We start from the raw sequence: 24180 nt of genomic DNA, 5'->3' as shown, positions 1-24180 counted from the left end.
AGCGTTGATGTTGTTAAGGAGGAAAATGGTGTGTTCCCACGAAGATCACCAGCAGCATAGCCATTCGTTGCACGGCGAGCAGCAAGATGGTCTGATTTTGTGTCCGCAATGCGACATGCTGGTGGCCATGCCGCCTTTGTCCTATGGCAGCAAAGCGGTGTGCCCACGCTGTAAGACTCAGCTCAGCGCCCGCTGGGATGAGCCACGCAAACGGCCGATCGGCTATGCGCTCAGCGCGCTGTTTATGCTGCTGGTGGCTAACCTGTTCCCGTTCGTCAATATGCGCGTGGCCGGCATCGTCAGCGAAATCAAACTTATCCATATTCCTGAAGTGATGGTGGCGGAAGATTACGCCAGCATGGCAACGCTGTTTATGGTGTTTGTCCAACTGATCCCGACGTTTTGCATGCTGGCGATTATCCTGCTGTGCGGCAGGGTGAGACTGCCGCAGGGGCTGAAAGTGTGGATGGCGAAAGTGCTGTTCCAGTTCAAAACCTGGTGCATGGTGGAGATTTTCCTGGCGGGGGTGCTGGTCAGCTTCGTCAAGCTGATGGCATACGGCGATATCGGCATCGGCACCAGTTTTATTCCTTACTGTCTGTTCTGTCTGTTGCAGGTGCGCGCTTTCCAGTGTGTAGATCGTCGCTGGCTGTGGCAGGAGATTGAAGCGACGCCGTCAGTCGCACAGCCGGTCACGGTCGGCAAGACCGGTATGCGCCAGGGGCTGCGTTCCTGCCGCTGCTGCACCGCGATTCTGCCGGCGGAGCAGCTGCGTTGCCCGCGCTGCCACTCGCAGGGTCATGTTCGGCGCAATAATAGTCTGCAGTGGACTATGGCGCTGCTGATCACCTCATTTATTCTGTATATCCCCGCGATGCTGATGCCGATTATGGTGACAGAGGCGCTGGGCAATAAAATGCCGTCCACCGTGATGGCCGGGGTGATTTTGCTGTGGAGCGACGGCTCTTATCCGGTCGCCATGGTGATTTTTATCGCCAGTATTATGGTGCCGAGTCTGAAAATGCTGGCGATCGGCTGGCTGTGCTGGGACGCTAACGTTAAAGGAAAACAGCGTGCGGACAGTGAACGCATGCACCTGATTTATGAAGTCGTAGAGTTTGTTGGCCGGTGGTCAATGATCGACGTGTTTGTCATCGCCGTACTTTCGGCGTTGGTACGAATGGGACAGTTGATGAGTATTTATCCTGCTACCGGCGCGCTGCTGTTCGCCCTGGTGGTGATCCTCACGATGTTTGCCGCCATGACGTTTGATCCCCGCCTGAGTTGGGATCGCGTAAGTGAAACAATAAAGAAGGAGCCGCAAGGTGACGGAAAGTAATCATAGCATCGCGGATGTTGAAAAGATTAAGCGCTGGTCGCCGGTGTGGATTATTCCGATCGTCACCGCGCTGATCGGCGCCTGGATCCTGTTTTACCATTTCAGCCATCAGGGGCCGGTGGTGACCTTATATACCACGACGGCGGAAGGACTGGAGGCGGGTAAAACCAAAATCAAAAGCCGCAGCGTAGATGTCGGCACCGTCGAGAGCGTGACGCTGAGCGACGACCTGAATAAGGTGCTGGTGAAGGCGCGGCTTAACGCCGGCATGAATAAACTGTTGCGTCAGGATTCCGCCTTTTGGGTGGTGAAGCCGCAAATCGGCCGTGAGGGGGTCACCGGTCTCGGCACCTTGCTGTCCGGCGCCTATATTGAGCTACAGCCTGGCAGCAAGGGCGATGCGGGTAAAGAAGAGTATCAATTACTGGATGCGCCGCCGCTGGCCTCTCCGGACGCCAAAGGGCTGCGTATTGTGCTCGACAGCGATAAGTCCGGCCAGTTGAACGCCGGCGATCCGGTACTGTTCCGCGGCTATCGCGTCGGCTCGGTGGAAACCAGTTACTTTGACCCGAAAATCCGCGCCATGCGTTATCAGCTGTTTGTCTCTGCCCCTTACGATCAGTTGGTGACCACCAATGTCCGCTTCTGGAAAGACAGCGGGGTGACGTTCGACATGTCGGCGCAAGGCATGCGGGTTGAGATGGGATCGCTGACTACGCTGTTCAGCGGCGGCGTCAGCTTTGACGTCCCGCAGGGTTGGGAGCGCGGCGCGAAGGCGAAAGAGAAATCCGTGTACGAGCTGTACGAGAACCAGCGCAGTATCCAGGATTCGCTGTATACCGTGCATAAAGATTACCTGATGTTCTTCTCTGATTCGGTACGTGGTTTGCAGCCTGGCGCGCCGGTTGAGTTCCGCGGCATCCGCCTGGGGACCGTTGCTCAGGTGCCGTTCTATAAAGAAGGCCTGGAGCAGAGTCTGAACAACGATTATCGTATTCCGGTGCTGATCCGCATCGAGCCGGATCGCTTCCAGAAACAGCTGGGTAAAGACTTCGATATGGAGCAGCATCTGAAGGACGCCGAGTCCCGCGGTTTGCGTGCGTCGCTGAAGTCCGCCAACCTGCTGACCGGTTCGCTGTATATCGATCTGGACTTCTACCCGCAGCAAAAAGAGTGGAAAGGGCCGCATACAATGTTCGGTTATCCGCTGTTGCCGACCACCAGCGGTGGCCTGGCGCAAATTCAGCAGAAGCTGATGCAGACGCTGGACAAGATCAATGCGATGCCGCTGAACCCGATGATCAACGAGGCGACCAAAACGCTGGCGGAAAGCCAACGCACCATGCGTGAAACGCAGGAAACCATGAAGTCGCTGAACGAGATTATGTCCAGCAAGGCGATGAAAGATCTGCCGCAGGATATGCAGAAAACGCTGCAGGAACTGAACCGCAGTATGAAAGGCTTCCAGCCGGGTTCTCCTGCCTACAATAAAATGGTGGGCGATATGCAGCGTCTGGATCAGGTATTGCGCGAACTGCAGCCGGTGTTGCGCACCCTGAATGACAAGAGCAATGCATTGGTGTTTGAAGCCAAGAGCAGCGACGATCCTCAGCCGAAGAAGGCCAAACAATGATGAAATGGATTCCGGTAACTCTGGCGCTGTTGCTCAGCGCCTGTAGCAGTACGCCACAGAAAACCTACTATCAGCTGCCGGCGATGAGCGCGCCGGCGCAGCAGGGGAGCGCGGCCTCGGCGTCGCGCCAGCTGTGGCTTGAGCACGTCGGCGTGGCGGATTATCTGGCGCAGAACGGCGTGGTGTACCAGACCAATGACGTGCAGTACGTGATTGGTCAGAACAACCTGTGGGCCAGCCCACTGGATCAGCAGCTGCAGCAGTCATTGGTCACTAACCTGAGCAATGCGCTGCCGGGCTGGCTGGTTTCCTCGCAGCCGATGAGCAGCGATCAGGATGTCCTGAACGTGACGATCACCGGTTTTCACGGTCGCTATGACGGCAAGGCGATTATTAGCGGCGAATGGGTGCTGAACCGCCAGGGACAGATGATTAAGCGGCCGTTTAGTCTGGCGCTGACGCAGAGCGAAGACGGCTACGATGCGTTAGTGCGTACGCTGGCCACCGGCTGGCAACAGGAAGCGCAGACCATTGCTGCCCAGCTCGGTCGTTTTTGATGACATAAGCGGGGCTTAAACGATCTAAGCGAACGCCGGCGGCTCATTGCTCAATGAGTGCCGGCGTTTTTTGTTGATAAATTTCAATATGTTAAACTGACTCTCGCGTTATCAGCCACTTAGCGATTTCTGCGTGTATAGCTCACAAATATGACACTGGCGTGAAATTTGCGCATTGATCTTCACCGCGAATCGCGCTATTGGTTATGCGTGGCTGCACAAAAAGTGGCCGCTGTTTTCTTTCCAGCAGACCAAGAATGAGGGAAACGAGGCATGAAGAGACAGAAGCGAGATCGTCTGGAGCGGGCACAGTCCCGTGGTTACCAAGCAGGTCTTTCAGGGCGTTCCAGGGAACTTTGTCCCTACCAGTCTTTAGACGCCCGGGCCAATTGGCTGGGAGGTTGGCGACAAGCCATGGAAGACAGGGCTGTGACCGCTTAAGCGGCTCTCTGTCATGAAGAAGGAGTGACCTCCGCCGGTGTGCGGAGGTTTTCATTTCTGCTTCCGGGCAACGTTACCGTACGCAATCTTCATTTAAACCGTCTTTCCACACCTCCCCACAAAAAAATGCCGAGTAATTTTTTTTACCGCCCTTACTTAATGCCCCTTTTATGTTATCAAGGCTATGTAAAATTATTATATAACAATGAGTTGTGCGGTTATTTGCCGTATCGGCTTTATATGATGCAGCGATAATGTCTAACAAGAAGGTGGCGGTGGTCAGGGGGACGCTGCTGAAAATTAACGCAGTCAACGCTATCCCCGGACTGCTGGAGAACGCGTAAAGTCTGGCGAGAGCGGGGCTTTATACAGAGAAGGGAAACTGAATAGGAAAATGACATGGCGATTAAATCTATTCGTTTTCGTGCGGAAGTACTCGATAGTCCATTGACCGTCCCCGAGTTGGGCGGCGGTTTGTTGCCTTTTGCGGCGCTCTGGCCCGGCCGACGTAGAGATTATGATGGCGAAGGTGTCTGACTCGATATTCAGCGTGGCAGGCAGCAGCGCGGCGACCATGCATGGACGGATAGTGTTCAACCAGGCGTGTAAGACGATGGTCGGGGATTTTAGCGGGGCAAGCGCACCGGGCGAAGAAGCGCTATTTGCCACGTCGCATCTGGATAGCGGCATCCGGCTCTCTTACATCGGTAAGACGTTCCTTCCTGAGCAGGGGCAGAACTTCCCGCTGGTTGGCGATATGCTGGTGTTTGAAGCGATGCGGGTTGCGTTACATGACCGGGTGAGCCCGGGACAGGTTGAGGCGCGGATTGCATTCCACTAAGGCAGCGACGGGTACACGGTAATTGCGTATTAAAAAGCCTCGCTAAGCGAGGCTTTCTTGTATCGTATGCTCAGCGGCCGGGTAAGCCGCCTCTGGCCATCAGAACGCCGTGGTGTCCTTGAACAGGCCCACTTTCAGATCGGAGGCGGTGTAAATCACTTCGCCGTCAACCAGGACTTCGCCGTCGGCTACGCCCATAATCAATTTACGGGTGATAACGCGCTTGAAGTTGATGCGGTAGGTCACTTTCTTCGCGGTAGGCAGGACCTGACCGGTGAATTTCACTTCGCCGACGCCCAGCGCGCGGCCTTTGCCTTCGCCGCCAAGCCAGCCGAGGTAGAAACCTACCAGTTGCCACATGGCGTCCAGACCCAGGCAACCAGGCATAACCGGATCGCCGATAAAGTGGCAGCCGAAGAACCACAGGTCCGGATTGATATCCAGCTCTGCTTCAACGTAGCCTTTACCGTGGGTACCGCCTTCTTCTGTCATTTTGACCACGCGGTCCATCATCAACATGTTACCTGCCGGCAACGGCGGGCCGCCGGCGCCGAACAGCTCGCCACGGCCGGATGCTTCGAGGTCTTCTTTCGTATAGGAGTCGCGTTTATCTACCATGTTCTCAGTAAACCTTATTTTAATGAAGGACGAAGATTAGCGAACACGTGTACGCTGAACAAGTCCGATCAGCCGTGGTTAAACCAGTTGAGCCAGCGTAAACACCATGGCCGTTGCCGTTCCTGCGGGTTCACCTGCGCTATCCGTTCCTGAATCGCCGCCAGCAAGTTAGGCTGCTGTTCATCGGCATAGAGGCAACCTGTTAATAATGGCAAGGTTTCCGCTACGCTGTCCACCGCCCACAGGTGAAATTGCTCTTCACGCACCGCATCGACTATATCCTGACGCAGACACAGATGACGGACGTTGGCCGCCGGCAAAATAACGCCCTGTTTGCCTGTCAGACCGCGGCGTAGGCAGACGTCGAAGAACCCTTCGATTTTTTCGTTAACGCCGCCGATGGGCTGTACGTTGCCAAACTGGTCGACGGAGCCGGTGACGGCAATCTGCTGGTTGATCGGCTGTTGCGACAGGGCGCTGATCAGTACGCACAGTTCGGCCAGCGTGGCGCTGTCGCCGTCGACTTCACCATACGATTGCTCAAACACCATGGAGGCGGAAAACGGCAGCTGTTGATCCAATTCCAGTTCGGAAATTAAAAACGCCTGCATAATCATCATGCCTTTGGCATGCAGGTTGCCGCCCAGCTCTGCTTTTCGTTCGACGTCGGTAAATTCTCCGTCGCCGAGGTGGACTACGCAGCTGATGCGCGAGGGTTCGCCGAAACTGCCGGGATGGCCGGGATAATCCAGCACCGACAGGCCATTTATCTGGCCAATCGCTTCGCCTTCGGTTTGGATCAGGATCTGACCTAGCTCGATATCATCCTGCATGCGCTCGGCCAGGTAGCCTTCACGCCATTGGCGGGTGGTCAGGGCGGCATTGAGCGCTTTGGCGGTAATCAGGCCTTCTTCGGCATAGAGCGACGCTTCAGACAGCTGCTGGCCTAGCCAGGTCGGTGAGAGCGGCAGGCTGGCGCAATCGCCGCTGTAGCGTATCGCCTGAGTCAGCAGAGGGGGCCAAACGTCGGCGGCCAGCGCCGGCAACTGCCGTTCGGCCGCCAGAGTATTCACATAGCCGCACCACAGCGTCATATCTTCATCGTCGGCGAGCTGCAGCTCTTCTTCATATTCGCCGTACATCGCCAGCTCGCTGATTTCCGGCTCCATATCATGGAAGTCGGCCAGCCCAAGGCGGTCGCCCACCACAATAAGACGCAGCTCCAACGGCATCGGAGGAATAGTGACCGGCAGCGGGCGCGTTTCATCCGGGGAAAACCACTGGAATTGGCGTTGGCCGATCATCTGCTTCAGACGCAGCCACATCAGGGGCTGTGCCAGCAGGGTACGTGCGGAGAGGATCAGTACGCCGCCGTTGGCGCGGTGTATCAACCCGGGCGCCAGGGTAACGTTGCCTTGCTGCAGGCGTACGCAGCCGAACAGCTGTTCAGGCTCAACCCATTCCTGGAAAATGCAGGCGCCGCCGGCGGCAAACGGCTCATCGCCCTGGCTGGCCGGCTCGACCTGAACCTGACCGTTGTGCACGGTGTAATGGCTGCCGGGGCAGCTTGGCTGCTGTGGCTGGCGCTGTGTGACCGCACTCGCAATTAATGCCAGATATTCACGGTTTTCCTGCGCCTTAAGCAGCATAAAACGGGGTTGAGAACGTGGATGGCAGAATAACGTCAGGGCATTATCCAGCCGGGGCTGCAGCGCAGCAAAGGTGACGGGCGCCAACTGAGCAGCAGAATCGAATATCGCCTGGTAAGGCGCAACGGCAGGCAACAAAGATTGCCATTCAAGTCGGTTATTGGTCAAAGTGTTAGATGCAATTATCAAAAAGTGAAACAGCGATTATACAAGAATAACGTCAGCTTGATACAGTGGAGTGCCGCTTGATGTCCGGGAGTTTGACATCGGGCGACGACTGTGTAAAAAACAGTCTGTCAGAGGTTTTAATTGCCGGGGAAATTCGGCGTAAAGCTGTTATGCTTATTGAAGTTACGCGGTCACTGAAGAGCTCACGATGAAATATCAGCAACTGGAAAACCTGGAGAGCGGTTGGAAATGGAAATACCTGGTGAAGAAGCACCGGGAAGGGGAACTTATCACCCGCTACATTGAAAACAGCGCTGCGCAGGACGCGGTTGACGAGCTGCTGAAATTGGAGAACGAGCCGGTTAAAGTCCTGGCCTGGATTCATGCACATATGAACCCTGCGCTTGATAACCGGATGAAACAGACTATTCGCGCCAGACGCAAACGCCATTTTAATTCCGAGCATCAGCATACGCGTAAAAAATCCATCGACCTGGAGTTTTTAGTGTGGCAGCGTTTGGCGGCGTTAGCCCGTCGTCGCGGCGTGACACTGTCGGAAACGGTGGTGCAGCTGATTGAAGATGCCGAGCGAAAAGAGAAGTATGCCAGTCAGATGTCGTCGTTGAAACAGGATCTGAAAGCGATCCTGGGCAAAGACGAAGAGTAGGGATAGCAACGAACGATAAGCCGGCCGCGCGCCGGTTTTTTTGTGGCGCTAACCGAATACAGACGAAAAAAAACCCCGCAGCGCGGGGTTTTTTATTAAGAAGAGGTAACTTAAGCCTGTGGCTGAGTTACAACGTCTTTAACGCCTTTAACTTCGATTTCTACACGGCGGTTCGGTGCCAGGCACTCGATCTGTGCTTTGGTAGCACGGCCGTTTTTGTAACCGCAGCTATCGGTAACTTGGTTAGCTTCGCCCATGCCACGTGCAGAGATTTTGTCTGCAGGGATGCCTTTAGAAACCAGGTAGTCAACTACGCTGCGAGCGCGGTTTTCAGACAGACGCTGGTTGGATGCATCTTTACCAACTGGGTCAGTGTAGCCCAGAACAACTACGGAACCGTCTTTAGGATCCATAGAGCTCAGCTGGCTGTACAGCTGATCCAGAGCCTGCTGGCCTTCTGGTTTCAGAGTTGCTTTACCGAAGTTGAACAGAACGTCAGACTTCAGAGTGAAACGCTTGGTTTCAACAACTGGAGCTGGAGCTGGAGCTGGTGCTGGAGCTGCTTCGTCCTGACCGAAACGGTAAGAAACGCCCAGGCTCAGCATGGTGTTGTCTGGACGTGCGCCCACGGTGCCTGCGTCGCCGATGTTGCTAACGAACTGATAATCCAGGCGGGTAGCCCAGTTTTTGGTCAGTGCGTATTCAACACCAATCGCAGCCAGCGGAGAAACGCCGGTGTCGTGGTTGCTGATGCGGGTGCCATTGCCAAAGTTAGCTTTGGAATCTGCACGCCATACCATACCACCCAGACGGGTGTAGATGTCCAGATCGTCAGCGATTGGGTAGCTCAGTTTAGCTGCCAGTTGAACGCCCTGTGCCTTGAAAGCACCGTTGTTCACGCTGCCTTTGTAAGGCATACGGCCCAGCCAGTCATAGCCCAGCTCGAAGCCCAGGTATTGGTTCGCCTGGTAACCCAGGAACGCACCAGCACCCAATTGGTTTTCATGGATAGGGCCGTTACCGGTACCGGTGTAGCCGTTGCCATAGAAACCTACGTCATGATACTGGGACCAGCCCAGTTTAGCACCGGTGTACCAGGTGTTATCTTTTGGGGCGGCTTGCGCTACGGTAGCGAAACCGGCCAGTGCCACTGCTAATGCGATAGCTGTCTTTTTCATTTTGCGCCTCGTTATCATCCAAATAGGCAATGAGCTTTAAAGCTGATTTTTAAGCCCTTGGTTAAATTCCTTCGCCAAGGTTTGTGCCCTCGTTTGTTACTCTCCAGTTTTTTACTGGCGTTATAGAGCAACCTTGGCGATGTAAAGTCTACAACGTGGCGCGAAAGTTACAAGTGTGATGTGATAAAGCTCTAAAAAAAAACGCAGAAACAGTCATATTTGCTAACAGATTCGGGCGTATTTTTAGCCGATTTTTTGTTCGGGTAGGGGCGTGGAACCGCGGCTGCTCTCGCTTTGTCCATGATCCCCCAAAGGTTCCGTTTCCGGGGGATAAAAATGATGGGAAAAATCCTAAATTTACTTAATGATACAAAGAAGAGTGAATTTTTAGGGTCGGAAACTGTCCCTGAGCCGGAATGGTGTCACGCTGAGGACGCATAATAAAGCCGTAAGCATGCCCCTGTTCAGCCGCCCGCTGTAATTTTAGACGATCTTCCTCATTTAGCTCAGGTAACCAGCCGAGAACGGCGCTGTAGTTCCCCGTCAGCAACGCTTTTTCCATCGCATCGACCGTGTTGATCGGGCTGATTTGGCTTAATTGTACGACTTTATCTGCAGGCAGGCCAGAGCGCTGTAGCCACAGTTTGCTGAGTTTCTGCTGCGGCGTCAGCCATAGCAGCCAGCGCGACTGGGTGGCTAACTGCTGCAACAGCGGTAATAATAGAAGCTGAGTGACCGCGGGCTGATGCTCGTTGTAAACAAATTCACCGATCAGGCCATTTTCGCTGGCGCTGCCCGCAGAAGCGTCCGGCACCCCATTCAGGGTAAACGCGTTATGGCTGCGATGGGCTTTGTGAAGTGATTGAGTACGCATGTGATATCCCGCCTGTAGTTGTACTGTATGTATATACAGTACCCCCAATGCCTGCCGAGATCAAGCCAATTTTTCGTCACGCCTCGCATAATTGTGAACGTTTTTTGTACGCGCCTGAATTGTGATTGGCAGTGCTGACATTAATGCGTATTTTTCTATTACGTGTTCTTGTAAGTTTTATCTTATTGATTTTAATTATGATTGACTGAAAAGCCACAGAGGAGAACGTTATGCATGGAAGAACAATAGCAAGAGTCGCGCAGGCAAAAACCTGTTTTGGCACACTGGGCAATATTACTACCCGCTCACAGTTCGGCGGCTATGGGCTACTGGCCGACGGGGTGATGTTTGCCGTCGTTGCCGACGGTGAGATGTATTTACGCGCCACAAAAAGCCTGGAGTCAGAATTTCGCGCGCGCGGTATGGTCAACATGGTGTACTCGAAGCGCGGTGTGCCGATCATCATGCGCTATTACTGGGTAGACCACCAGCTGTGGGGAGAACCGCAGGCGCTGTTTGAACTTGCCTGGCAGGCAAAGCGCGAGGCGAGCAAAGAGCTACAGATCCGCAGTCGCGGCAGCAGGCGCCTGAAGGGCTTACCGAATATTGATGCCGGCCTGGAGCGTTTGCTGTGGCGGGTAGGGATACGCGACGTCTATGATTTACGTTTGCAGGGGGCCAGAGGATCGTTTCTGAAGCTGATGCTGCAGCAAAAGAACCTGGGGCTGAAGGCGCTGCTGTCGTTGGCCGGCGCGATTGCTGGTTATCATCACGCCGCGCTGCCTGAAGAGATCCGCGGAGAACTGAGCGCCTGGTTTAATAAAGAAGTGTCATAAGGCGCGTTAGCTGCTGTAACGCACCTTACCATGGTTACAGGCTCATTGTGATTGCCCGATCTGCGCGTTCAACGACGTCAGCTCCGGCAGAAGTTCAACAACCAGTCCTATTTGCTGTAGTACTAACTGCTCTTTGCTTTCTGGTTCTGGCGTCAGCTGTGCGATGCGCGCTGACAGTTTTTCCAGCGCCAGGCTGATGCGCTGAGCATCGGCTGCGTTGTGTTGCAACGCGCCGTCTACGTAGCAAACGGCATCGTTCAGCACGTTGAACACGTCGATATTGGTCAGCCGTTCACGATGGGCCCCCAGCGCCGAAATATAACTCAGGAGCGTATGGTTGAGGCACAACAGCCGGAAGGCTGCCTCCTGCGTTGCCTTATCGGCTTTGGGGTCCGCAGACATATTGGCGATCACCGACGCCAGTTCCGCATCGCTGTTATGGGCGTCGCGGCGGGCGATACGGTAAGGCAGGCCGTTATTTTTACCTTCGTGATACTGCACCAGGATCGCGTCCAGGTAGCGGCAGTTGGCATTCAGCGTTTTGCTGACGACGGCGGACAACTGACGAAAACGCCAGTCCGGCCAGATAAAGGTCACGGCCGCCCAGGCGATGGCGCAGCCCAACAGCGTGTCGTAAACGCGTGGAGCGGCGACTTCGAAGCCTTCCCCAAGCAGGTTAAAGCACAGCAGCACCAATAAGGTAATAAACATGGTGGCGTGGGCGTACTGCACCGTACGGAAGGCGAAGAACAGCACGCCGCTGATCACGATCAGCACCAGTTGGCCTTCGAGCGACGGGACAAAGTACAGAATCGGCAGGCCGATCAGAATCCCCGCCAGGGTGCCGATAATACGCAGGGCCAGCCGCCGCCGGGTGGCATTATAGTTGGGCTGGCAGACAAACAGACTGGTAAGCAGGATCCAGTAACCGTGCCGCATGCCGGTCAACTGAATAAACGCATAGCCGATGCACAGCACCACCGACATGCGGATGGCATGGCGGAACAGCGCTGATTGCGGGGTCAGGTGGCGGCTGATGCGCAGGCGAATATCGCTCCAGCCGGTCAGCCGGTCGTCCGACAGGCTGTTCTCTTCTTCCTGGCCGTTGGCCAACGCCTGTTCCGATTCAATATTCGCCAACTGGGCGTCAATCGCCCGCAGGTTTTTCAGCAGGTGAGACAGCGCTTTGGTCAGCTCACGGTTATCCGCATTGACGGCGATGCGCGACAGGGCTTCTTCAATGCGGGTAAATGCCGGCTCAAAGCGGTTGTTATGCTGGTATTTCTGCCGCAGCAGGATCGATTGCGCCAGTTGCTGGCAGGCGCGGGCCTGTTTACTGAGCAGCCGCTGGAAGCGGAACAGAATATCACTGTGGCGGAACTGTTTACTCAATGCCTGGTACTGAACGTGCGACGAACTGGCGCGTTCATGGATGTCCTGCGCGACAAAATAGTAATGCAGGGTGCGGCGGGTGCCGCGCTGGCCGCGATCGCCTTTCAGACGCGTCAACAGCGACATTTTTGTCTGATTCAGCGTGCTGACCAGGCTGCTGTTGGCCATGGCGACGTCCATCCACGGCAGGTCGGCGTCTTTCTCGGCGTCCGGATCGAACAGGTTGGCCTTGGCGTCCAGGTAGTTGGCCAGTTGCTGATAGCAGCGCGCCAGGTTTTCCTGCAGCGGGCGGATAGGAAACAGCAGGTGGCCTACCAACGTCAGCAGGTTATACCAGACCGCACCGACAATCAGCAGGATAGGTTGCTGGTACCAGATGTCGTACATCGAGGTGCCGAGCATGGCGTACACCGCGATCAGCAGGGCGCCGAACGCGATGGTGGCGTAACGTTGCCCCAGCGCCCCGAGCAGAATAAAGCCGCAGGTAGACAGCGCCAGGCCCAGAATAAACAGCCACGGATAGGGGAACAACAGTTCAATCGACGCGGAGGCGATAAAAAAACAGACCAGCGTAATCAGCAGATTACGCAGCCTGCCGGCGAGCCGGTCATCCAGATCGGTGAGGGCGGCGGCGACCACTCCCAGCGTCAGCGGAATGGTGAGCTTGGGAACGTCCAGCCACCAGGGAACGGCGGTAGTGCCGGCCAGAGCGATAAAAATACGCAGGTTGTAAAGCAGACTGCTGTTGTAGGCATAACGACGCAGCGCCGGTGCAAAAGCAAGCACAAAAAACTCCTCAGACGGAGAAAAAATTAACGTTGTTGGTATTGGCGACGCGCATTTTCGCTTCTGGCCTGCTGAGCCATTTCGACTGAAACCACCCGGCGTCCGACCGGCCACAGCGCAATGGCGGCGATTTTAAAGTTGGCGATGCCTACCGGGATACCGATAATGCTGATGCACTGGGCGATACCTGCGGTAATATGCGACAGACATAGCCACCAGCCAAAGCAAATCAGCCAGAATACATTGAGCAGCGAGCCGCCGGCGGAAAGCAGCGCATTGCTTTTTTCCGGGTACAGTTCGTTAACGCTGATTGCCTCATTGCCGTAAGGCAGGAACGAGAGCTTGGTGATCTCCCAGCACGAGCGGGTTAGCGGCAGGGTAAAGATTAAGACGATGCTGACCAGGGTGGCGAACAGCCACGCCAGGGTCGTGAAAAAACCGCCTAACACAAAATTCAGAATATTCAGTACAGTACGCATGGTTGGGACTCTGCTCTAATCATGGTCAAACCGCCAGGCGGTTGCGTTTGCTATCAAAACGTAGAAACTATTCTACCCTTTTTTTAGCGCTAGAGTGTCACTGCTTATCACAGGTAAACTGGCAACTCTCCAATCTCAATAGAGTCATGGCACGCCGATATGGAACTTAAAGCGACATCGCTGGGAAAACACCTGGCTCAGCATCCTTATAACAGAGTACGACTGTTGCATGCCGGCGTTGAGGTCAGCGGTGAAAAGCATGAATATCTGATTCCGTTCAATCAACTGATTGAGGTCCGTTGTAAACGCGGCATTGTCTGGGGCGAACTTGAGTTCGAACTGCCGGACGAAAAAGTGGTGCGTCTGCACGGTACCGAATGGCAGGAAACGCAGCGTTTCTACCACTATATGCTGCAGGCCTGGCAGCGCTGGAGCGCCGAAATGAGCGAGATCAGCGCCGGCGTGCTGCAACAGCAGGTGGAAAATATCCAGCGAATTGAGCAGCAGGATAAATGGTTTAAGCGCTCGGCGCTGGGTAAACTGCAGCAGCAGATCCGCGAAGCCTTCGGCGCGCTGCCGATGCCGGCGACGCGTCTGGAAAGTTTTGACAACTGCCGTGATGATTACCGACTCTGCCAACAGTGGCTGCAGCAGGGGCCGTACAGCGTCGCCGAACGTAACCGGCAGTGGACGGAGCGGATGCTGGCGGAACATGCTGATTTCTTCCAAACGGTGGAAACCTCACCGCTGAACGCCTCGCAAAGCCGGGCGGTGGTCAATGGTGAAGACTCGGTGCTGGTGCTGGCCGGGGCCGGCAGCGGCAAAACCTCCGTGCTGGTGGCGCGCGCCGGGTGGCTGCTGCGCCGGCAGGAGGCCGCGCCGGAACAAATCCTGCTGTTGGCATTCGGCCGGCAGGCGGCCGAAGAGATGAATCAGCGCATAGAAGAACGTCTCGGCGTCAGCGCAATTCAGGCGAAAACCTTTCACGCGCTGGCGCTGCAGATTATCCAGCAGGGCAGCCGCAAAGTCCCCGTCATCAGCAAGTTGGAAACCGACAGCAAGGCCCGGCGTGAATTACTGATCGCCAGCTGGCAGCAGCAGTGCGCGGAGAAAAAGGCGCAGGCGAAAGGCTGGCGCCAATGGCTGACGGATGAGCTGGAATGGGAAGTGCCCGAAGGGGATTTCTGGCAGGATCGGCGTCTGGCGTCACGTTTGGCGGGACGTCTGGAGCGTTGGCTGGGGCTGATGCGTATGCACGGCGGCAGCCAGGCGGAAATGATCGAGCAGGCGGATGACGAAAACCGCGATCTGTTCTCCAAACGTATCCGGCTGATGGCGCCGCTGCTGAAAGCGTGGAAAAGCGCGCTGAAGGCGGAGGGGGCGGTTGATTTTTCCGGCTTGATTCATCAGGCGGTCAACATTCTGGAGAAAGGGCGCTTCGTCAGTCCCTGGAAGCATATTCTGGTGGACGAATTTCAGGACATTTCGCCACAGCGCGCGCAACTGCTGGCCGCACTGCGTAAACAAAACACGCAGACCTGTCTGTTTGCCGTCGGTGACGACTGGCAGGCTATCTATCGTTTCAGCGGAGCGGAGCTCAGCCTGACCACCGCATTTGCCGATAACTTTGGTGCCGGGGCGCAGTGCGCCCTGGATACCACCTATCGTTTCAACGAACGTATCGGCGATATCGCCAACCGCTTTGTACAGCAGAACCCGCATCAGCTGAAAAAGCCGCTCAACAGCTTAAGCAAGGGCAATAAGAAGTCGGTGGCAATTTTGCCGCAGGAGCAACTGGAAAATCTGTTGGATAAGCTCAGCGGTTACGCCAAGCCTGACGAACGCATTTTGCTGTTGGCGCGTTACCATCATTTAAAGCCGGAGGTACTGCAGAAGGCCGCCACCCGCTGGCCGAAGCTCAATCTCGACTTTATGACCATTCATGCCAGCAAAGGTCAGCAGGCGGAGTATGTCATTATCGTCGGGCTGCATGACGGCAACGACGGCTTCCCGGCAGTGGCGCGTGAGTCGGTGCTGGAAGATGTGCTGCTGCCGCAGCCGGAAGATTTTCCGGACGCGGAAGAGCGGCGGTTGCTGTATGTGGCGCTGACGCGTGCCAAACATCAGGTGTGGCTGCTGCAGGATCGCGAGCGGCCGTCGGTATTTGTCGAACAGCTGCATGAACTGGGCGTGCCGCTGCAGAAAAAACCGTAATCGCCGGGCTGCGGCAGGCGGCCCGGCAGTTAACCGTTATTTCAGGCGTTCTTGCAGATAGCGCTGATAGTCGGGAATGGTAATGTCCACAGCCTGCGTGAACAGTGAAGAGTCAATCAGGAAATCGGCGGTGGCGCGGTTGGTGGCCACCGGGATATTCCACACCGTCGCCAGACGCAGCAGCGCTTTGACATCGGGGTCATGCGGCACGGCGTTCAGCGGATCCCAGAAGAAAATCAGCATATCAATCTTGCCTTCCGAGATCAGCGCGCCGACCTGCTGATCGCCGCCCATCGGGCCGCTTAGCATACTCTGTACCGGAATGCCGCTGGCGCGCTGGATCAGGTTGCCAGTGGTGCCGGTGGCGTAAAGCTGATGCTGGGCCAGCGCCGCTTTATGTTCTTCGACCCACCGCAGCAAATCCTGTTTACGGTGATCGTGCGCCACCAGGGCGATATGTTTGCGTTCCGCAATCGTGCGGGTTGTCACTTCCATTGCAATATCCTTGGCTTACCGAATCATACTCAGCAGATTACTGAAACTGCATTTTTCTGCCTAGCGTTTACGCGTTGCAAATCATAATAAAGTGACATACGCCAGCCTTTACCGCCATTTTGTCCGGCAAAGGCGCCATTATGGGGTACGCCAGGGCTTGCCGGGGGATAAATTTTCCCGGTCGCCGGCGTTTTGGCGGGCAAAGGCCGGGACGGCGGCCGGGCGTGGCTGGCGGTTATAGTCGGCGACGGTTTTTTCCAGCCGCTCATTGGCGTACGGCGGGGTAACCTGCAGGATGTCGCGTTTTGCCGGCAGCGCCTTTCCCTGTTTATCGATCACCTGATAATTTTGCTGCTGCTCAAAGCGCTGGCCATCCTGCTGGCTGTCGATCGGGGGAAGCTGGATCGCCACCGAGCTGACGTTGTGCGAGTTGAATGCCACCAGCATTAATGGCGACGTGTATAGTGAAGGCGGCTGCGTTGCCGCATGCAGGGGTTTACTGACCTTAAACAGAAGTTGATGCTGCCCGCCGTTTAATTCGAGACTGTCAGCGCCTTTTAACAGCGAGCCGGTCATCTGTTTGCCGTCAACAACCAACAGTTCGATATCCGGGGAGAGCTGCAGGGTCGTAGCTACGGCCGACAGGCTCAGGCAAACGCCGAGCAATCCCGTAACCACCAGACCAAATTTCATTCGTTATCTCCTTATCTGCAGGCATGCTTTCTATTGTTGAGGAGCGGACACAGTGTGTCAAAATTTTTCCGTCAGCCGCCGCGTGGTTACATGTTGTCATTTTTGTTGATATTTTGACATATAATCCGTAACCGACGAGCGGTTGATTCCTTCAGACCGCAAAAAATCCTCAGGGTTGCAGCGTTTGTTATTTTTATCCGAGGCTTATCGCACAGGTTTATCGACTGCCAAGCCGCGCTTTTGGGTATAGACTAAACGGCAGGCACTACCCGCCAATAATCAGGAGAGCGAGATGGACGATCGTGAGATTGCCGAGGTGTTGCGGCAGGTGAAAAGTATTGCGCTGGTCGGCGCCAGTGATAAACCCGCGCGTGCGAGCTATGGCGTAATGGCCTACCTGTTGTCGCAGGGCTATCAGGTTACGCCGGTAAGCCCGAAGCTGACCGGGCAGACGCTGCTTGGGCAGCAGGTTTACGCCAGTCTGGATGATATCCCCCATCCCATTGATATGGTCGATGTCTTTCGCAATGCGGAAGCGGCCTATGGCGTGGCGCAGGAGGCGATAGCCATCGGCGCCAAGGTACTGTGGCTGCAGATTGGCGTGATTAATAGCCAGGCGGAGGAGCTGGCGCAGGCGGCCGGGCTGAAGGTGGTGATGGACCGCTGCCCGAAAATCGAAATCCCGCGCCTGGGGTTGGAGCGATAAAAAAGCAGGGCCCGGCACTACGCCGGGCCCTGCAGGTTTCTCAGGCCGTGATGCTTAGTTGCGCAGGCGGGGCGCCTGCAGTTGACTGCGGATGGACTCCGCCAGCTCATCGAGCGACGGCTGCTCCGGATGCGCATCTTGCTCTTCACCAGCCAGTTGCGCCTCCGCCAGATAGGTATGAACCGGCTGGCCTTCTTCATCTTCCATCACGACGTGGTACCACGGCGCGGAACGTAAATCGTCGTTGGCGGCGATTTCGTCAGCTTTAGGTTGCTCCAAAGAGTATTCAGGGTCGATATCAATCACGACGCCCAGATACCCCAGCAGTCTATGACGAACCTGTTGTCCGATACCGAATTTGCTGGCAATCATGGTGACCTCCTGAGAAACAGTTTTTGCCCGCTCCTTTGCATACCATCGATATGGGGGCAAAACGGTCTATTTCAAGTTACATCACTCGGCATGCAAACCCTTTCAGATACAGCCCTTCCGGATAGGTGGCGATCACCGGGTGATCGGCAGCCTGCCGATACTGCTCTATAAATTGTATATCACAACCGGCGTCGACAGCGGCGTCAGCCAGGATTTTTTGGAACAAATCGGTTGCCATCAGCCCGGAGCAGGAGAAGCTCAGCAAAATCCCGCCAGGGTTCAGCAGCTGCAGCGCCAACATATTGATATCTTTATACCCCCGGCAGGCGCTGGCCAGCTGGTTCTTATTTTCGACGAATTTCGGCGGGTCCATAATGATCAGATCGAACTTTTCCCCCTGATTGCGATAGTTGCGCAGCAGTTGGAACACATCGTCACGCACGAACTCCGCCTTACTGACATCCAGTTGATTAAGCTCGACGTTCTGGCGGGCCACGTCCAGCGCCGCCTGCGAAGTATCAACGCTGATCACCTGGCTGCAGCCGCCCATCAGGGTCGAGACGGCAAAGGCGCCGGTATAGGAGAAACAGTTCAGCACGCGGCGGCCGGCGGCGAAATTACGCGCGGCCAGGCGGCTGTCGCGCTGATCGAGGTAGAAACCGGTTTTGTGTCCCTGCTGAATATCGACCAGCAGCTTCATTCCGTGCTCGGTAATCGGCAGCAGCGTCGGCGGCAGTTCGCCCAGTACCGGGCCTTGCGTCAGCGGCAGACCTTCCTTTTTACGCACCGCCACGTCGGAGCGGTCGTAAATCGCACATTCCGGGTAGCAGTGCTGCAGGGCGGAGATCAGCGCCGCGCGTTGATATTCGGCACCGGCGGACAGCAGCTGCAGCACCAGGAAATTCTGGAAGCGGTCAATGGTAATGCCCGGCATGCCGTCAGATTCGCCGGCGATCAGGCGGTAGCCGTCCAGCCCGTCGCGTTTGGCGACCCAGTCACGCCAGCTTTGCGCCTGCTGTAAACGGCGGATAAAGAACGCGATATCAATCGCTTCATCCTGCTGGAAAGTCCAGACGCGCGCGCGGATTTGCGATTCCGGCGAATAGGCGCCGCGGGCCAGCCATTTTCCCTGACAGTCGTGGATATCGATGGTTTCACCGGAAAGCGGCTTGCCTTCGATGCGTTGAACCGCTCCGGAGAAGACCCAGGGATGACGACGAAGCAAGGATTTTTCACGTCCTTTGGCGAGAAACAGGCGCATTATGATTACTCTTTCAATACGGTGGATGACGACGGATAGGTCATTATCAGTCAAAATGACATCATCATCGCCGGGCGATGGGCGCCGCAGGCGATGTTGGATGGATGTCCGGCGTAGGGCGCAGCGGCCATCATGTCGGGCTAGTTTACGTGATTTGTTTGAATAATCCGACTATGTTGTGGTGTCCCGCCGGCGGCGACGGGAAATGAGCACGGAATAACCCGGTGGAGTTGCAGCAAGGGGGCAGTGATGACGCATATTTGCAGAGTGGCATATGTCTACGGCATGGTGCAGGGCGTGGGTTTCCGTTACAACACGCAGGTTAAGGCGACGGCGTTGGGCCTGAACGGCTATGCGCGCAATCTGGATGACGGCAGCGTGGAAGTGCTGGCGTGCGGGGAACCGCCGCAGGTTGAGGCGCTGATCGACTGGCTGAAGCAGGGCGGCCCACGCAGCGCGCGGGTTGACCGCGTGCTGGTGGAGCCAGGCGGCGAGCAGGCCCTACAGGGGTTTACAATTCGCTACTGAGCGTCGGTGGATTAGATACATTTGACCGGCTTGGGCAGGCCGGCGATCTTGGTCGCCTGTTTGGCCGGGCCTTTCGGGAACAAACGGTATAAATAGCGGCTGTTGCCTTTCTCTTCGCCATATTTTTGCGCCATGGCTTTCACCAGCATGCGAATTGCCGGTGAGGTATTAAACTCCTGATAGAAATTACGCACAAAACGCACCACTTCCCAGTGCGCCTCCGTCAGGACAATCTCTTCCTGCGCCGCCAACAGCGGCGCCAGGCCTTCATGCCAATCGGCGCTGTTTTTCAGGTAGCCCTGCGCATCGGTATCAATAATCTGACCTTCAAACTCCAACATACTGCCTCAATAACGGGTAACTGATCACGTTGCGCAGTCTAGCAAATTTTAACGACAGCAAACACCAGCGCCGGCGGCGGCCTTGACTACACTCAGGTTGGGCGTGTTATGTGCCCGCCTGCCTCCCACTCACCTGAGCGTTAAGGAAGCTGACATGAGTATGATGAAAGCCGCTGCCTTTATTGAGAAAGGGCGTATTGAGCTGGTTGATAAGCCTATTCCTGCTCCCGGTCCGAATGATGCGCTGCTGAAGATTACCACCACCACCATTTGCGGTACGGATATTCATATTCTGAAAGGGGAATATCCGGTGTCCAGGAGGCTGACCGTGGGCCATGAGCCGGTTGGGATTATCGAAAAACTGGGCAGCAACGTGAAAGGCTACCGCGAGGGGCAGCGGGCGCTGGCCGGCGCCATTTGCCCCTCGTTTACCTCTTATCCCTGCCAGGACGGCTATCCCGCGCAGGACGGCGCTCATCTGGCGGGATGTGGTTGCCACGGTTATAAGGCCACCGCCGGCTGGCGCTTTGGCAACGTGATTGACGGCACCCAGGCGGAGTACGTGCTGGTACCGGATGCCGAGGCAAACCTGGCGCCGATTCCTGACGGCCTGTCCGATGAGCAGGTGCTGATGTGTCCGGACGTGATGTCCACCGGCTTTAAGGGCGCGGAAAACGCCGGTATCAAGATCGGCGATGTCGTGGCGGTGTTTGCTCAGGGGCCGATTGGCCTGTGTGCGACCGCCGGTGCGCGTCTGCGCGGCGCCAGCCTGGTGATCGCCGTCAGCAGCGCGCCGGAGAAGCTGGCGATGGCCGGCCGGCTGGGGGCCAACGTGCTGCTGAATTACAAACAGGTCGACGTGGTGGATGAGATCCTGAAAATTACCGGCGGGCGCGGCGTGGATGCCAGCATTGAGTGTCTGGGCACGCAGCGCACCTTTAATCAGGCGCTGCGGGTGCTCAAGCCGGGCGGCACGCTGTCCAGCCTGGGCGTATACAGTGAAGATTTGCAATTGCCGGTCAGCGCCATTGCCAATGGGCTGGGGGATCACACCATCCGCACCGCGCTGTGCCCCGGCGGCAAAGAGCGGATGCGCCGAATGATGAACGTGGTGCAGCATGGCGGCCTGGACTTGACGCCGCTGATCACCCATCGTTTCCCGCTTGATGAGATTGCTGACGCCTACCAACTGTTTGCGGAAAAACGTGACGGCGTGATTAAGCTGGCGATTAGCGCCTGACGCCGGTCGTTAAACGTAAAAAAGCCCCCGCGCAGGCGGAGGCTTTTATCATCGTGCTGGCTGCCGTATCAGTTGCTGCGGGCGAAGCCCAGAATGCTCAGCAGGCTGATAAACATGTTGTACAGCGAGACATACAGGCCAACGGTGGCGCGGATGTAGTTGGTTTCGCCGCCGTGGATGATGTTGCTGGTTTCCCACAGGATGGCGCCGGCTGAGAACAGAATAAACAGCGCGCTGATTGCTAGGTGCAGAGCAGGGATCTGCAGGAACAGGTTGGCGATCACCGCCACCAGCAGCACCACAAAGCCCGCCATCATCATCCCGGACAGGAACGACATATCCTTACGGGTGGTCAGCACGTAGGCCGAGCAGCAGAAGAACACCAGCGCGGTACCGCCCAGCGCCAGCATTATCAGGTCGCCGGCGCCGGCATTCAGAAACGAGCTGAGGATCGGGCCCAGGGTATAGCCCATAAAGCCGGTCAGCGCGAAGGCGGCCAGGATGCCCGCCGGGCTGTTGGCCAGCTTGTGCGTCAGGAACATCAGGCCGTAAAAACCGACCAGCATCAGCAGCAGACCCGGCGCCGGCAGCCCCAGCATGGTGCTGGCGGTAGCGGTCAGTGCGGAGAAGCCCAGCGTCAGGGAAAGCAGGAAGTAGGTATTACGCAACACTTTGTGGGTGCTGAGCAACGAATCGCGCGAGGATGAGACGACAGTGCGGTCCATATAATGATCTCTCTTATCAGGTCATCACAAAATTAGTTACGATGATAAATAGTGCAAGCGCTTGATTAAAGTTTGTTTACCAATCTTTACCCTTAGTTATCATTGGCGCAGCGGCGTTCGATTTGCTGCTTTATTCGTCGGGTGGCGGCGTCATGCTGGTTTTTCGCGCGGTTGAACGGGTGTGGACTTTACAAGCCAACATACTGTGTTTATAGTTCGCCTCATTACGGAGGGGTGGCCGAGTGGCTGAAGGCAACGGTCTTGAAAACCGTCGACGGGAAACCGTTCCAGAGTTCGAATCTCTGCTCCTCCGCCATATTATAGACCCCAGGCTTAGCGATAAGCCTGGGGTTTTTCTTTATGGTCTGCCGCCAGCCATTAAGCAGAGCGCGCCATGAGCTGCAGCAGATAAGCCGTACGGAAGGGATGCAGCAGCGGATCCGGCAGGCAATTGCCGGGTTGGAAAATATGCCCCGTGATGCACGACTGCTGCGGAGCCTCTGGTCTTAGCGCTGCCGCCGGACTGGCCGCTGCGTTATGGTCAGCAGCTGATTGAACAGGCGCAGGTCTTGTGGCCGGATAATCCCGAGGTGGCGGAAATGCAGCAGGCGTGGCGGCAGCATCTGGAGGCTAACGCGCTGCCGGCAACCTCGCTCCTCGGCTGGCGCGACGGGATGCAGAAATTGCAGCAGCTGACCAGCCGGCTGAACGGGCTGGATGAAAAGCACGGTAAATATATGACCGTCAGCGAGCTGAAATCGTCGGTGTTCGCCATCACCCAGGCGTTTAACCGCCATCCGCCGGCGGAAGAACGCCTGCGGCGCTATAGCGCCGGCCGCTCAGAGGCGCAGCGCAAACAGGCGGCAATGGCGCTTGAGCAGCTGCAGACGCGCTACTTTTTACAACAGTCCGCCGGCGCGGAAAAGAGGCCGGGCGAGGTGCGGTAACGCAGCGCGACGCCGCCGGGCGCATTCTGTTCTCAGCCGAGCGGGCCGCCCTGGATGGTGTCGCACAGGCCGTTGATAATGTGCTCGCCGCTCTCTTGCTGCAGCTCCTGATACCACGCCTGCGTCAGCGCCATATCTTTGCCGTGGGTAATATCGCAGCGCTTACGCGCCTTGAGCACCAGATCCCGCACCCGTTCGCAGCGCCGGCTTTCGTACTGCTGCAGCGCTGCGGCGATATCGCGGTGGGTGCGGAACGCGTCGCCAAGCACCACCGCGTCCTCCATGGCAGCGCAGCCGCCCTGGCCGATATCCGGCGTGGTGCTGTGGGCGGCATCCCCCAGCAGCGCGATCCTGCCGCTCGTCAGCCGCTCGAACGGTTCAATGTCGTGGATCTCGATGCGGTTGGTGGTGGCCGGATCCAGCGCGGCGATCAGCCGCTGCACCTGCGGCGCCCAGCCGCTGAAGTAACGGCGTAAATCGGCGCGCAGCGTGCTGCGGTCTTCCGCCAGCCCGGCCGGCAGCGGCACGTCAAAGAAGAAATAGAAGCGTCCGTCGGCCACCGGCATCAGCGACACCCGTTTGCCTTCACCGACAAAGGTCGTCCACTGATCGGCCGGCGCAATGGCTTCATCAATCTCCACCAGTCCGTTCCAGTTGACATAGCCGGCATAGCGTCGCTCCGGCGCATAGCCCAGCACCGCCGGACGCAGCGCCGAACGGCTGCCGTCGGCGGCAATCAGCACATCGCCGCGCGCGCTGGCGCCGTCGCTGAAGCGGACGGTTACGCCGTTGGCATCTTCCTGCGCCTCGGTGACGCGTTTGCCGAACTGCACGCGGTCACGGCCCCAAAAGTCCAGCATCTCCCGCTGCAGCTCGGCGCGCGATACCGGGCAGGGGCGGCCGGCGACGCGTTCAATCAGCGGCGCCAGGCTAAAGCGCGTCATAATCGCGCCGCTGCGGTACTCCTGATAGGCCATTGAACGCATCGGGCCGCCGTAGGTTTCGATAATCTCTCCCATCCCCAGATGCTGCATGCATTTCACCCCGTTGGGCCAGATGGAAATGGCCGCGCCCACCGGTTTAATCTCCGTTACGGCTTCAAAAACCTCACACTCAATACCCGCCTGTTGTAGCGCGACCGCCGCGCTGAGCCCGCCGATGCCGGCGCCAATGACCAATGCTTTCATGATGTTCTCCTGT

At 56.7% G+C, this 24180-nt stretch carries 26 protein-coding genes and 1 tRNA gene; 14 read left to right on the top strand and 13 right to left on the bottom strand.

Annotated elements, in window-relative coordinates; genetic code table 11:
- Positions 1-25 precede the first annotated feature (25 nt).
- The 6 genes from pqiA (at position 26) to FO014_RS01800 (ending at position 4811) form a co-directional block, all read left to right on the top strand.
- Entirely contained in the window at positions 26-1339 is a 1314-nt protein-coding gene (gene pqiA, locus FO014_RS01825; protein ID WP_201282909.1) for a membrane integrity-associated transporter subunit PqiA, read from the top strand.
- Positions 1326-2972, top strand: coding sequence for an intermembrane transport protein PqiB (gene pqiB, locus FO014_RS01820; protein ID WP_105230550.1), 1647 nt, complete (start codon positions 1326-1328; stop codon positions 2970-2972). Before pqiA ends, pqiB begins: the two co-directional genes overlap by 14 nt.
- On the top strand, positions 2969-3529 hold the full coding sequence (gene pqiC / locus FO014_RS01815) for a membrane integrity-associated transporter subunit PqiC (RefSeq protein ID WP_160027366.1): 561 nt from the start codon (positions 2969-2971) through the stop codon (positions 3527-3529). Before pqiB ends, pqiC begins: the two co-directional genes overlap by 4 nt.
- A gap of 273 nt (positions 3530-3802) precedes the next feature.
- Complete coding sequence (rmf, locus tag FO014_RS01810; protein ID WP_004964703.1) at positions 3803-3970, top strand: ribosome modulation factor; 168 nt, start codon at positions 3803-3805, stop codon at positions 3968-3970.
- Positions 3971-4369: 399 nt separating this feature from the next.
- Entirely contained in the window at positions 4370-4507 is a 138-nt protein-coding gene (locus FO014_RS01805) for a hypothetical protein (protein WP_160027364.1), read from the top strand.
- A complete protein-coding gene (locus FO014_RS01800) occupies positions 4500-4811 on the top strand; it encodes a hypothetical protein (protein WP_160027362.1) in 312 nt (103 codons plus the stop codon). The genes FO014_RS01805 and FO014_RS01800 overlap by 8 nt, the downstream gene beginning before the upstream one ends.
- 99 nt (positions 4812-4910) lie before the next feature.
- On the opposite strand, the gene fabA is transcribed toward FO014_RS01800, so the two are convergent.
- Both fabA and FO014_RS01790 read right to left on the bottom strand, forming a co-directional pair.
- A complete protein-coding gene (fabA, locus tag FO014_RS01795) occupies positions 4911-5429 on the bottom strand; it encodes a bifunctional 3-hydroxydecanoyl-ACP dehydratase/trans-2-decenoyl-ACP isomerase (protein WP_160027360.1) in 519 nt (172 codons plus the stop codon).
- Positions 5430-5497: 68 nt separating this feature from the next.
- Positions 5498-7246 carry an AAA family ATPase gene (locus FO014_RS01790; RefSeq protein ID WP_201282908.1) on the bottom strand — a complete coding sequence of 583 codons (1749 nt, stop codon included), beginning with the start codon at positions 7244-7246 and terminating at the stop codon, positions 5498-5500.
- 208 nt (positions 7247-7454) lie between these two features.
- Between FO014_RS01790 and matP the strand changes: the two genes are divergently transcribed.
- Positions 7455-7913: a macrodomain Ter protein MatP gene (matP, locus tag FO014_RS01785; protein ID WP_105230554.1), complete on the top strand. Its 459-nt coding sequence runs from the start codon at positions 7455-7457 to the stop codon at positions 7911-7913.
- Positions 7914-8023: 110 nt separating this feature from the next.
- Here matP and ompA read toward each other — a convergent pair whose 3' ends face one another.
- Together ompA and sulA are read right to left on the bottom strand one after the other, a co-directional pair.
- On the bottom strand, positions 8024-9091 hold the full coding sequence (ompA, locus tag FO014_RS01780) for a porin OmpA (RefSeq protein ID WP_105230555.1): 1068 nt from the start codon (positions 9089-9091) through the stop codon (positions 8024-8026).
- 361 nt (positions 9092-9452) lie between these two features.
- On the bottom strand, positions 9453-9965 hold the full coding sequence (sulA, locus tag FO014_RS01775) for an SOS-induced cell division inhibitor SulA (protein WP_160027356.1): 513 nt from the start codon (positions 9963-9965) through the stop codon (positions 9453-9455).
- Between the two features lie 230 nt (positions 9966-10195).
- On the opposite strand from sulA, the gene FO014_RS01770 reads away from it, so the two are divergent.
- Complete coding sequence (locus FO014_RS01770) at positions 10196-10801, top strand: TfoX/Sxy family DNA transformation protein (RefSeq protein ID WP_160027354.1); 606 nt, start codon at positions 10196-10198, stop codon at positions 10799-10801.
- A gap of 42 nt (positions 10802-10843) precedes the next feature.
- On the opposite strand, the gene yccS is transcribed toward FO014_RS01770, so the two are convergent.
- Together yccS and FO014_RS01760 are read right to left on the bottom strand one after the other, a co-directional pair.
- On the bottom strand, positions 10844-12979 hold the full coding sequence (yccS, locus tag FO014_RS01765) for a YccS family putative transporter (RefSeq protein WP_160027352.1): 2136 nt from the start codon (positions 12977-12979) through the stop codon (positions 10844-10846).
- A 26-nt stretch (positions 12980-13005) separates the two neighbouring features.
- The gene (locus tag FO014_RS01760) at positions 13006-13458 is read right to left on the bottom strand and encodes a YccF domain-containing protein (protein WP_105230559.1); all 453 of its coding nucleotides are present in this window, start codon (positions 13456-13458) and stop codon (positions 13006-13008) included.
- 159 nt (positions 13459-13617) lie between these two features.
- On the opposite strand from FO014_RS01760, the gene helD reads away from it, so the two are divergent.
- Positions 13618-15672 (top strand): DNA helicase IV, encoded by a 2055-nt coding sequence (helD, locus tag FO014_RS01755; protein ID WP_160027350.1) that lies wholly within the window; start codon positions 13618-13620, stop codon positions 15670-15672.
- Between the two features lie 36 nt (positions 15673-15708).
- On the opposite strand, the gene FO014_RS01750 is transcribed toward helD, so the two are convergent.
- Together FO014_RS01750 and FO014_RS01745 are read right to left on the bottom strand one after the other, a co-directional pair.
- A complete protein-coding gene (locus FO014_RS01750; protein ID WP_160027348.1) occupies positions 15709-16167 on the bottom strand; it encodes a methylglyoxal synthase in 459 nt (152 codons plus the stop codon).
- Positions 16168-16305: 138 nt separating this feature from the next.
- The gene (locus FO014_RS01745) at positions 16306-16860 is read right to left on the bottom strand and encodes a DUF2057 family protein (RefSeq protein WP_160027346.1); all 555 of its coding nucleotides are present in this window, start codon (positions 16858-16860) and stop codon (positions 16306-16308) included.
- Positions 16861-17152: 292 nt separating this feature from the next.
- Between FO014_RS01745 and FO014_RS01740 the strand changes: the two genes are divergently transcribed.
- A complete protein-coding gene (locus FO014_RS01740) occupies positions 17153-17566 on the top strand; it encodes a CoA-binding protein (RefSeq protein WP_160027344.1) in 414 nt (137 codons plus the stop codon).
- Positions 17567-17620: 54 nt separating this feature from the next.
- Here FO014_RS01740 and hspQ read toward each other — a convergent pair whose 3' ends face one another.
- Entirely contained in the window at positions 17621-17938 is a 318-nt protein-coding gene (gene hspQ, locus FO014_RS01735) for a heat shock protein HspQ (RefSeq protein WP_160027342.1), read from the bottom strand.
- Positions 17939-18014: 76 nt separating this feature from the next.
- The gene (gene rlmI, locus FO014_RS01730) at positions 18015-19205 is read right to left on the bottom strand and encodes a 23S rRNA (cytosine(1962)-C(5))-methyltransferase RlmI (protein ID WP_201282925.1); all 1191 of its coding nucleotides are present in this window, start codon (positions 19203-19205) and stop codon (positions 18015-18017) included.
- Between the two features lie 243 nt (positions 19206-19448).
- Between rlmI and yccX the strand changes: the two genes are divergently transcribed.
- On the top strand, positions 19449-19727 hold the full coding sequence (gene yccX, locus FO014_RS01725; protein WP_160027338.1) for an acylphosphatase: 279 nt from the start codon (positions 19449-19451) through the stop codon (positions 19725-19727).
- Between the two features lie 11 nt (positions 19728-19738).
- Here the strand turns inward: yccX and tusE are convergent, their stop codons facing one another.
- A complete protein-coding gene (gene tusE, locus FO014_RS01720) occupies positions 19739-20068 on the bottom strand; it encodes a sulfurtransferase TusE (RefSeq protein ID WP_160027337.1) in 330 nt (109 codons plus the stop codon).
- Positions 20069-20222: 154 nt separating this feature from the next.
- On the opposite strand from tusE, the gene FO014_RS01715 reads away from it, so the two are divergent.
- A complete protein-coding gene (locus FO014_RS01715; RefSeq protein WP_160027336.1) occupies positions 20223-21308 on the top strand; it encodes an NAD(P)-dependent alcohol dehydrogenase in 1086 nt (361 codons plus the stop codon).
- A 68-nt stretch (positions 21309-21376) separates the two neighbouring features.
- On the opposite strand, the gene yccA is transcribed toward FO014_RS01715, so the two are convergent.
- Positions 21377-22033: an FtsH protease modulator YccA gene (yccA, locus tag FO014_RS01710; protein ID WP_015671816.1), complete on the bottom strand. Its 657-nt coding sequence runs from the start codon at positions 22031-22033 to the stop codon at positions 21377-21379.
- A gap of 228 nt (positions 22034-22261) precedes the next feature.
- Here yccA and FO014_RS01705 point away from each other — a divergent pair.
- Positions 22262-22349 (top strand) — tRNA-Ser (locus FO014_RS01705).
- Between the two features lie 253 nt (positions 22350-22602).
- On the top strand, positions 22603-22980 hold the full coding sequence (locus FO014_RS01700; protein ID WP_246168058.1) for a VasL domain-containing protein: 378 nt from the start codon (positions 22603-22605) through the stop codon (positions 22978-22980).
- Positions 22981-23012: 32 nt separating this feature from the next.
- Here FO014_RS01700 and hpxO read toward each other — a convergent pair whose 3' ends face one another.
- Positions 23013-24167 carry an FAD-dependent urate hydroxylase HpxO gene (gene hpxO, locus FO014_RS01695; protein WP_160027335.1) on the bottom strand — a complete coding sequence of 385 codons (1155 nt, stop codon included), beginning with the start codon at positions 24165-24167 and terminating at the stop codon, positions 23013-23015.
- Positions 24168-24180: the final 13 nt, after the last annotated feature.

This window comes from Serratia rhizosphaerae, from assembly GCF_009817885.1.
GTDB classification, from domain to species: domain Bacteria; phylum Pseudomonadota; class Gammaproteobacteria; order Enterobacterales; family Enterobacteriaceae; genus Serratia_B; species Serratia_B rhizosphaerae.
This window is presented reverse-complemented; position numbering and strand designations above follow the sequence as displayed.